Annotated in this window: 11 protein-coding genes; 6 read left to right on the top strand and 5 right to left on the bottom strand. The window is 64.3% G+C overall.

The genetic code is table 11. From position 1 onward, the window contains the following. The 5 genes from P4U43_RS16835 to P4U43_RS16815 all read left to right on the top strand — a co-directional run. Positions 1–749 (top strand): (Fe-S)-binding protein (locus P4U43_RS16835; protein ID WP_277359766.1); only part of this gene is annotated, 749 nt, incomplete at its 5' end. A gap of 161 nt (positions 750–910) precedes the next feature. Beyond that, entirely contained in the window at positions 911–2,188 is a 1,278-nt protein-coding gene (locus P4U43_RS16830; RefSeq protein ID WP_277359765.1) for a hypothetical protein, read from the top strand. An 84-nt stretch (positions 2,189–2,272) separates the two neighbouring features. Further along, on the top strand, positions 2,273–2,968 hold the full coding sequence (locus tag P4U43_RS16825; protein ID WP_277359764.1) for a class F sortase: 696 nt from the start codon (positions 2,273–2,275) through the stop codon (positions 2,966–2,968). A 46-nt stretch (positions 2,969–3,014) separates the two neighbouring features. Then, entirely contained in the window at positions 3,015–3,275 is a 261-nt protein-coding gene (locus P4U43_RS16820; protein ID WP_277359763.1) for a hypothetical protein, read from the top strand. 77 nt (positions 3,276–3,352) lie between these two features. Next, positions 3,353–4,258 (top strand): cation:proton antiporter domain-containing protein, encoded by a 906-nt coding sequence (locus tag P4U43_RS16815; protein ID WP_277359762.1) that lies wholly within the window; start codon positions 3,353–3,355, stop codon positions 4,256–4,258. Between the two features lie 34 nt (positions 4,259–4,292). On the opposite strand, the gene P4U43_RS16810 is transcribed toward P4U43_RS16815, so the two are convergent. From P4U43_RS16810 to P4U43_RS16795, 4 genes are read right to left on the bottom strand one after another with little or no spacing between them, the layout of a single operon-like run. After that, positions 4,293–5,528 carry an ROK family transcriptional regulator gene (locus P4U43_RS16810; protein WP_277359761.1) on the bottom strand — a complete coding sequence of 412 codons (1,236 nt, stop codon included), beginning with the start codon at positions 5,526–5,528 and terminating at the stop codon, positions 4,293–4,295. Positions 5,529–5,556: 28 nt separating this feature from the next. Continuing rightward, the gene (locus P4U43_RS16805) at positions 5,557–6,303 is read right to left on the bottom strand and encodes a DsbA family protein (RefSeq protein WP_277359760.1); all 747 of its coding nucleotides are present in this window, start codon (positions 6,301–6,303) and stop codon (positions 5,557–5,559) included. Positions 6,304–6,325: 22 nt separating this feature from the next. Next, positions 6,326–6,754, bottom strand: coding sequence for a VOC family protein (locus P4U43_RS16800; RefSeq protein WP_277359759.1), 429 nt, complete (start codon positions 6,752–6,754; stop codon positions 6,326–6,328). 41 nt (positions 6,755–6,795) lie between these two features. Then, positions 6,796–7,821, bottom strand: a complete 1,026-nt coding sequence (locus P4U43_RS16795; RefSeq protein WP_277359758.1) for an LLM class flavin-dependent oxidoreductase — start codon at positions 7,819–7,821, stop codon at positions 6,796–6,798. A gap of 93 nt (positions 7,822–7,914) precedes the next feature. Here P4U43_RS16795 and vapB point away from each other — a divergent pair, with 93 nt between their 5' ends. Further along, positions 7,915–8,127 (top strand): type II toxin-antitoxin system VapB family antitoxin, encoded by a 213-nt coding sequence (vapB, locus tag P4U43_RS18135; RefSeq protein ID WP_404800768.1) that lies wholly within the window; start codon positions 7,915–7,917, stop codon positions 8,125–8,127. 24 nt (positions 8,128–8,151) lie between these two features. On the opposite strand, the gene P4U43_RS16790 is transcribed toward vapB, so the two are convergent. Beyond that, positions 8,152–9,147, bottom strand: a 996-nt coding sequence (locus tag P4U43_RS16790) for an FGGY-family carbohydrate kinase (RefSeq protein ID WP_277359757.1), incomplete at its 5' end; no start/stop codon positions are given.

The raw sequence follows: 9,147 nt of genomic DNA, 5'->3' as shown, positions 1-9,147 counted from the left end.
CGGCGTCCGGCGTGGCGCAGGCGTCGAGGGCCGACGGCCGCCCGCAGGTCCTCCTCTGGGCCGACTCCTTCACGAACAACTTCTCCCCCGACGTGGGTAAGGCAGCGGTCCGGGTCCTCGAGGGCGCGGGATATGAGGTCCTGATTCCTGGAAAGCCGGTGTGTTGCGGGCTGACCTGGATCTCGACCGGGCAACTCGACAGCGCCCGGAAGATCCTGCGCTCGTCGGTGGAGACGTTGAAGGAGTATGCGGAGCAAGGGATACCGATCGTGGGCCTTGAACCTTCGTGCACCGGGGTGCTGCGGTCGGACTCGATCGAGCTGTTGGGCCGGGCCGTTGCGGAGCAAGTCGCGAGTGCAACGCACACGCTCGCGGAACTGCTGGCCAAGACGCCGGACTATGAGGCTCCGTCGCTGGAGGGAACCACCGTCGTCGCGCAGCCGCACTGCCACCACCACGCCGTCATGGGCTGGAGCCCCGATGCCGCACTACTGGAAGGTGCGGGCGCCTCCCTTCAAAAACTTGGCGGTTGCTGCGGCCTCGCCGGGAACTTCGGCGTGGAACGCGGCCACTACGAGGTGTCCGTTGCGGTAGCTGAGCAGCAGTTACTGCCGGCGGTTCGCGCGGCGGCGGCTGACGCCGTCGTCCTCGCTGACGGGTACTCCTGCCGCACTCAACTGGAGGACCTCAGCGAGCGGAAGGGTATCCACCTGGCGCAGCTGTTGGCGGAAAAACTGCCGGCGAAGTAGCCAGCGAAGTAGGAGTCCACTGTAACGGTTCGGTAACTTAATCAGCTTGTTTACCTGTGACGTGCATCTCTCCGGTAGAACTGGAGGGCCTTAGTTGCCGTACGCAACTCGGTCATCGCCGTCGGCCCAGAAGCCGATGTATCACTCGCATAGGGGACAACATGCACGTACGCAAGCAGTTACTCGCAGCAGGATCCACCGCCACGCTCGTTGCCGGTGGTCTTTTTTTTAGCGCCGCGCAGGCCTCCGCCGTTCACGACTCGCCGGAATGTATTTCCGCGCAAAACCAGTTCACTGCAGCCCTTCACAACGCCGAGCTCAATGCCGAGCTCGAAGTTGAGCTTGCCGTTGCCCTCCAGAACCTGCTGGACGCTCAGGAAACGCTGGACATGCTCGAGGTCGAGGGGACGCTGACGCTTGCGGAGCTGGAAGTTCTTATCGGTGACGCTTTGATTGCTTTGGAGACAGAGCAACTTCCAAACATCAACGCCATCATCAATGCAGAGGCCGCCGCCAACAGTGCGGTGGGGCAGGCTCAGCTACTGCTCGACGCCGTACTGGCTGGCGGTGAATTGGACGCGGCTGCCTTGGCAGCACTGGGCATCAACCTGAACGAGTTCCTGCTCCCTCAGGTACTTGATGTCGAAGGCTTGACTTTAGCGGTGAACGCCGCCGTGACCGCGGGGGACCTCACGCAGGATGAAGCTGACATCCTCATCGCCGACATCAGCGATGGTGTGTTGGAAGATGCGACAGTTGAGGCGCTGGCGGACATCGAGCTCGATCCAGCTGATTTCCAGCTTGAGGCCGAGGCCGATCTGGTCGAGCTGGAAGCGGCCCTTCGTGCACTGATCGCTGACTTGCAGCTTGACATCGCGGCAGCCGCCGAAGCGCGCCTGCTGCTCGATCTGTTGGTCAGCGGCGACATCACGGCAATCCTTGACGCTGAAGCGCGATTCGAAGCTCTGCTGGGTGTCGATCTCGATTTCTCTGCGCTGATCGACCTCGAGACGGAGCTCTTTGCTGCTCTGGCCATCCTCGAAGCGCAGGCAAACCTTGATGCAGCCATCGCTGTGGTCAACGGTCTTGCTGTGCAACTTGATGCGCTGGACGTTGACCTGCTCGAGCTCGAAGCACTCTTCGCAGCAGCAATCGAAGCGTGCACCGGAGCTGCCGTAGGTGGCGTTGTCGGCGGCGGCGACAAAGATGACGATGACCACGATTACGGCAACGGAGCAGGCGGGACAGGCGGGGCCGTGACAACAGGCGGCGGCACGGGTGGTACCGGCGGCACCGGCGGAACCAACCGCGGAATGAACGTGCAGACGGCCGTACCGACCGCCAGCACCGACCCAGCAGGAATCGGCGCGCTTGCGGCCGGTATCGGCTTCCTGGTTGTGGCCGGCACAATGGCTGCGCGTCGGGTCCACAACAGCTAAGACAGCAGAGAATGCGCAGGGGCGCCGTCCCGTTCGGGCGGCGCCCCTGCGCATTCGGCACCAGTTCGGAAAGACCGCTCCACCATGAGTAATGCACATCGCGCGCCCACCGGGCCGGACGAGAAAGACCGCAGGATTCCGCGGCTGGCGATTGGCGCCGTCGTTGTGGTGCTGTTCCTCGCCCTGCTGGTTTTCGGGATTCAGCTGTTCGCCGGGTCCGGAGGAGCAACTCCGACGACCGCTGCTCCGACAACCGCTGCTCCGGCTTCCGCCCCGGCCACATCTTCGCAATCACCGTCACCCGAGGCCTCAACACCCGCGCCGGAAGCGACTCTCCCTCCCGCGTCCGCGCCGCAAAAGCTCAGCATCGAATCGGCGGATATCTCCATTCCCGTCCTCCCGTTGACTCCAACAGATGCTGACCTGGCAGCGCAGTCGCTGGTTCCGCCGGAAACCCTCGACGGCTACTGGCTCACGAACTACGGCGCGCCGGGAGAAGGGTCCGAGAACACGGTCTACATCACGGGCCACAGCTGGGAAGACCGTGACAGTCCCTTCAACCGGCTCAGCTCAGAGGTTGAGGTTGGGGATTCCGTTGTACTCACTACTGCCGAGGGCAAGATCAACTACGTCGTTGACTCCGTCACCACCCACAACAAGGACACATTGAAGAACAGCGACATCTGGAACATCGTCCCGAACCGGCTTGTGCTGATCAGCTGTTACACCGAGGACCTCTGGGGAAAGAACGTGATCGTCACCGCCGTACCGGAGGTGTAAAGCCCCTGCACGTTTGGCCCCGTTGAAAAGGGGGTACGGGGAAGCTATGACCATCAACCTCGTGCTGACGCTCTTTGCCGGTGCGGTGCTCGTACTCTCCGCCTTCTCCACCCTGGCGCAGCGGGTAAGCCTGCCTGGCCCGGTTCTCGCGCTGCTGTTCGGCGCGCTGATCGGGCCGTATGCCTTCGGAGTCCTCAGCATTGAGGACTTCGGTGTTCCCCAAGGCACGCTGCTTGAAGAGGCGTCGCGAATTACCCTCGCGATCGGGCTGACCGGCGTAGCACTCCGCTTGCCGCACGGGTACTAGCAGAAGAACCTGCGCTGGATCGCGGTCATCATTCTGCTCGGCATGATCGCCATGCTCGTAGTGGCCACCGGTGTGCTTTGGGCGTTGTTGGGGGTCCCGTTTCTCCTGGCCCTCCTACTGGTGCGATCATCACGCCGACAGACCCCGTGGTTACTACACCGATTGTCACCGGATCCCTCGCGGAAGAGCGCATCCCCGAACGCGTCCGCCACAACCTTTCTGCGGAGAGCGGGCTCAATGACGGGCTTGGCTATCTGTTCGTCATGCTCCCTGTCCTGCTGCTGACCAAACCGGGACAAGCCTGGCACGAGATGCTTGTGAAGGTGCTGCTGTGGGAGGTGCTGGGAGCGATGCTCTTCGGGGTTATTGCCGGTTTCGCCCTTGCCAAGCTTTTCGTCTGGTCAAAGAACGTGGGGCTCATGGAGGAAAGCTCCTACCTGGGCTTCTTCGTGCCTTTCGGCCTCCTCATCCTCGGCGCAGGGAAACTGCTCGGCACGGACGCCATTCTCGCCGTCATTGTTGGCGCCGCGGTATTCGGACAGGTGATCCCCGAGCGGGACGAGGAGCAGGAGGACAAGATTGACGACGCCGTTGCCCGCTTCTTTCTCCTGCCCGTCTTCATCCTGCTGGGGCTCGCCTTGCCCATCGGTGAGTGGGCCGCTCTCGGCTGGATTCCGCCCGTTGCGCTCGTCGCTGCGGTGCTGCTGCGGCGGATCATCACCCTGTGGGCCCTGCGTCCCCTGATCACATCGCTGCACGACGTCCCTGAGACAACGTTCCTGAGCTGGTTTGGACCGGTGGGAATCTCGGCGCTGTTCTATGCGACCCTCGCCGAGCGGCACACCGGCAATCACGAGATCTTCATCTACGTCACCCTCGCCATCACATTGTCTGTCCTCATCCACGGACTCTCGACCGCGCCGCTCAGTGCCTGGCTCAAGCGAAGGGAGCCCGAGCGGAAACAGAAACACGAAACGGGGTAACCGGCACTCAGATCAGGCTGAGCGCACAGCTGGTTCAGGTCCGGCGCAATTCAATATCCAACGCGTCCCGGCTGACCCTGGCGAGCGCCGCGTTTACGGCCCCGGTCAGCACAATGTCCCCAGCGAGCGAGGACGCCACCACCCGCGGCGGGAAGTGCGACGTCGTTGCCACCTTCGCTTCAATCTGCTCGGCCAGGCGCGCGATAGATGGCGCTACCGCCCCGCCGATGACCACGGTCTCCGGGTTGAGCAACGATGCGAGGGTTGAGATGACGCGGGACAGCCGCTCCGCCAGGCGATCCACGATTTCATTTGCGACGGCGTCACCGGCTTCCGCTGCCGCGAACACGGCCTCCGCAGAGGGCCCATTTTTCTTCGAGCGGCCCTTCGACAGGGTTGTGGCCCGGCCTGCGGCCAGAGCCTCTGCCGCCCAGGCGCGGGCAAGGGGAGCGATGGCCGCCGGGCTGCCAACGCCCTCCACTAGGTCGAGATAGTGCATTTCCCCACCGCCGCCGAGCGATCCGTGCAGGAGATGTCCGTCTTCTATGACCCCGGCACCGAACCGTTCGCCGGCGAGGAGCACGAGGAAGCTGCCATCCGGGTCCACGGTGCCGTTGTAACGTTCGGCGAGGGCTGCGAGGTTGGCGTCATTCTCAATGAAGGACGTGCACTGTGGGCGCCCGGCAAGCACCGCTTCCTGATCTACTGCCATCCGCTCCCAGAACGGGTTGCCCGTCGGGATGGTGCCATGGCGGCTGACCGGGGCCGGGATGCCGAAACAGACGGTCAGGACGCGGGAAGGGGCGATGCCGCCGTCGTCGAGCGCTGAATCTATGGCGAGCTTTAGAGCTGCGGTGCGGGGAGCGGGATCCGCGTTGTCGATATCCGCTGTGAAGGCCGCTCCACCGCGGCCAACTACCTCCCCGCGCAGATTGGCGACGACGCTGCGGATATGGCTGTAGCCGGCGTCGATTCCGAGGACGTATCCGGCGTTGTCGTCAAGGGCGAAATGCCGGGCGGGTCGGCCTTTGCCGGTGGCGGCGAGCGCGGGCTGCTCGCGGATCCAGCCGTCGCGGAGCAGGTCATCGCAGACCCCGAGGACGGTGGCGCGCGTGAGCGAGGTGGCACCGATGAGTTCATTTGCGGTGACGGTGTTCCCGGAGGGGGCGCGCCGGATCGCGTCGAGGATCAGCCTCGCATTGGACCGGCGCAGCATGGTGGTCGACGACGCGCCCGCGGCAAGCGATCCTTCCCTGGGGTTTACGTTCACTCATCCAGTAAACACTCTTGCGGGGGCGCTACTTCTTCTGGCGGCGGCTTCCGCCGTGCCAGTCTTCCTCCACGCCGGCATCTGCATCGGTGATCCCGAAACTGCGCAGCTGTGGACGTTCGCGGAGGCTTCGCTTCAGTTCGGCGAAGCCGGGGAAGCTGGCCAGAGCCACCACGTGGTCCCACAGTTGCGCCGCCTCACCGCGGGAGGGGAGCCTACTGATCACCGGTCCGAAGAACGCCACGCCCTCCGGCGGCTCGAAGTGGATGATCGGAGTGCCGACGTCCTTGCCCGTATGGGAAAGCGCCCCGTCCGTCTCTGCCTGGATTATCGAGTCGAGTGAGCGGTCGTCGAGCGCGTCCGCCAACGACGACGGCAGGCCGGCCTCCGCGAGGATCGGCTCGAGAAATTCACGGGTTCCGTGATATCCGGTGGCGCCGGATTGCGACGGGTCGTCCCGTTCTATATCGAAGATGTGGGCGCCGAGGCGGGCATAAAGGGTAGCGACGGCGTCTGGCCCGTGATCCTTCCGGACCTGCGCGGCGACGCGGAGCAGGCGCAGGCCGGCAGTGTGCCCGGCCTCATAGCCTTCGGGGAAGTGTGAGTCATAATCGACCGACGCGTTGAGCAGGCGCAGGGAAATGAAGCGCCACTCGACGGAGTAATCCCGTTCCTCCATGACGAGACGAACCCACTTGCTGGTCATCCAGGCGAAGGGGCAGACGGGGTCGAAGTAGAAGTGGATGTCGGCTTTGCTCATGGTCTCGTCGCTCATTTCGCCACTATAGGGGCGGCGGCTAACCGAGTACCACTGTGCCGTCGTCGTTGATGCGCCAGCCGGGGTTGTGCGCGATTTCCCAAATGACACCGTTCGGATCCTGGACATGGGCGTGGAAGATCCCGCCGAACTGGCCCTGCTGCGGCTGCTTGAGTACCGAGCCGCCCGCCGCAGTCATCGCGTCGACGGTGCTTCGGACGGCGTCGGGGCTGTCGACGTTGTGCGAGAGCGTGACACCCGTGGGGGCCGGCGCAGCAGTGGCGCCGAGATCCTGGGCGAATTTGTCGGCGTGGAAAAGGCCCAGCAGCAGTCCCGGCGCGACCTGGTAGAAGAGGATCTCACCCGGTACATCGAGATTCGCCTCCCACCCGAGGCCGTCCCGATAGAAGGCGCGGGCTGCGTCGAGGTCGCGTGTGGCGAGGGTGATGAAGTGAAGCCGCTGGTCCATGGGAATGATTGTTCCACCACCAACGCGGGCGGGTTGCTGGCTTAGGCGATCGTCCGCTCCCACCCGATTGCCGGGGCCACGTGGTCTGCAATGTTGCGCAGCAACTTGGCGTTGTAGTCCACACCGAGCTGGTTGGGCACGGTGAGCATGAGGGTGTCTGCGGCACGGACGGCGTCGTCGTTGGCCAGTTCCGCGGCGATCTTGTCCGGCTCGCCGATGTAGCTCTTGCCGAATCGGGACATCGCGCCGTCGAGCACTCCCACCTGGTCGCGCGTCTCGCGGAGCGCGCTCAGGGCGAAGTACTGGCGGTCCTCGTCGTCGACGATCGGGATGACGCTGCGGCTGACCGAAACGCGGGGCGCAAAGGAGTGACCGGCTTTGTTCCACGCGTCGCGGAACAGCTGGATCTGCTCGGCCTGAAGCTGGTCGAACGGCACACCGGTGTCTTCGGTCAGCAGGGTAGAGCTCATGAGGTTCATGCCTTGCTCTGCGGCCCAGACGGCAGTTTTCCGTGTTCCGGCACCCCACCAGATGCGTTCGCTGAGCCCGGGGGAGTGCGGCTGGACCGGGAGGAGGCCGGAGCCCTGGCGCGGGTCTGCCTGCGCGATCCCCGTGCCGCTGATTGCGTAACGGAACACCTCTGTGTGGCGGCGGGCCATGTCTGCCGGATCTTCGCCGTCGGCTGGAATGTAGCCAAAGTTGGCCGCGCCATTGAGTGCCGGCTCGGGTGATCCCCGGCTGATGCCGAGCTGCATCCGGCCGCCGCTGATGAGGTCCGCTTCGGCCGCCTCTTCTGCCATATACAGGGGATTTTCGTATCTCATATCGATGACGCCGGTGCCGATTTCGATCCGCGAGGTGCGCGCTGCGATTGCGGAGAGCAATGGGAAGGGCGCCGCCTGCTGGCGGGCAAAGTGGTGGACCCGGAAGAACGCGCCGTCGATACCGATCTCCTCGGCGGCTTCGGCGAGTTCGATGCCCTGCAGGAGTGAATCACGGGCCGTGCGCGTGCGTGAGCCTTCGAGGGGTGACCAGTGGCCAAAGGACAGGAATCCGATGCGCTTCATACCCGCCACAACCACGCCGAACGGCGGTGCATTCCTTTCAAAGCCTTGTCGCCGGCTGCACTTGTTGGAACACTGTTCGTGTAGGGAGAGACGATGACCACCACAAAGATTCTCAGGACCAGCCGGTCCCAAATCATTCGGATACCCGAAGCCCTGCAATGGCCTGACAATGTGAACGAAGTTGTGGTCATTCAAGATGGCCCATCGCGGATAATCACGCCTGTAGATCGGTCATGGGACTCCTGGTTTGCCGACCTGCCAGCGGACGGTAGCTACCCGGCTGAGCGGGAACAAACGTCGGAATAGCGTTCGCACCTTCCGCATGAACTTCTAGTTGCCGCTCGTACGCCTCGCCACTTCCCGGTAGCGCGTCAGCACCTCCGGAGTCGGAGCAGAATCAACGAGCTCGACGCCGCTGGTCCGCCAGTCCGGCAGCGCGCCATGCAGCGCTCCGGCAGCCTGGCGGGCAGCGCCGTCGGCTACGTATTCGCCGGGGCTCGGAACAGACACCGGTAGACCGAAAACGGCACTAACAATCTCCCGCAGTGCTTCTGATCGCGCGCCTCCGCCCACGAGGATGACCCGCCGCGCAACAACTCCCGCGTCGGTCAGCGCCTGGAGCCCATCCGCGAGGGAGCAGACCACGCCCTCGACGGCGGCTCTCGCCACGTTCGCGGGCGTGTAGTTGTCCAAAGTCAGACCGTGCAAAGAACCGGTGGCATCGGGCAGGTTGGGGGTGCGCTCGCCCGAGAAATAGGGCACGAGGATGAGGCCGTCGGCACCCGCCGGAGCGCTCAGCGCAAGCCGGGCGAACTCGCTATGGTCAACGTCGAGCAAACGCGCGGTGGCGTCGAGCACGAGGGTGGCATTAAGCGTGCACACCAGGGGCAGATAGTTGCCTGTAGCGTCAGCGAAACCGGCCACCAAACCGGAAGCGTCCGACGTCGGGCTGCCGGACACCGCAAAAACGGTGCCTGAGGTGCCAACGGATACAACGACGTCGCCCTCCGCCGCTCCAACCCCCAGTCCCGCCCCAGCATTGTCACCGGCGCCGGCGCCGATGATGCGCCCTTCCAGATCCTTCCGGAACTCGAGCGGACCGAGGACTTCGGGAAGGACAGGGACATGTCCCAGCGTGGCTTCGAGTACCTCGGTCAAGTACCCCTTCGAGGCGGACCAGTAACCCGTCCCGGACGCGTCCGAACGGTCGGTAGCCAGCTCCTTCAGTCCTTCGGAACCCGACCCCGGGCCGTGGCCGGCGAGGCGCCAGCTGAGCCAGTCGTGCGGCAGACACACGGCCGCCGTTCTCGCGGCGTTCTCCGGCTC

Source organism: Arthrobacter vasquezii (genome assembly GCF_029455255.1).
GTDB lineage: Bacteria > Actinomycetota > Actinomycetes > Actinomycetales > Micrococcaceae > Arthrobacter_D > Arthrobacter_D parietis.
Note: the sequence above shows the minus strand (reverse complement) of the source record. Positions and strands in the feature narration are given on the sequence as shown.

Bases quoted from the DNA above. Each gene is read 5' to 3' on its own strand.
- P4U43_RS16830 (WP_277359765.1), top strand. From the start codon at position 911: ATGCACGTACGCAAGCAGTTACTCGCAGCAGGATCCACCGCCACGCTC.
- P4U43_RS16825 (WP_277359764.1), top strand. From the start codon at position 2,273: ATGAGTAATGCACATCGCGCGCCCACCGGGCCGGACGAGAAAGACCGC.
- P4U43_RS16820 (WP_277359763.1), top strand. From the start codon at position 3,015: ATGACCATCAACCTCGTGCTGACGCTCTTTGCCGGTGCGGTGCTCGTA.
- P4U43_RS16805 (WP_277359760.1), bottom strand. From the start codon at position 6,303: ATGAGCGACGAGACCATGAGCAAAGCCGACATCCACTTCTACTTCGAC.
- P4U43_RS16800 (WP_277359759.1), bottom strand. From the start codon at position 6,754: ATGGACCAGCGGCTTCACTTCATCACCCTCGCCACACGCGACCTCGAC.
- P4U43_RS16795 (WP_277359758.1), bottom strand. From the start codon at position 7,821: ATGAAGCGCATCGGATTCCTGTCCTTTGGCCACTGGTCACCCCTCGAA.
- vapB (WP_404800768.1), top strand. From the start codon at position 7,915: ATGACCACCACAAAGATTCTCAGGACCAGCCGGTCCCAAATCATTCGG.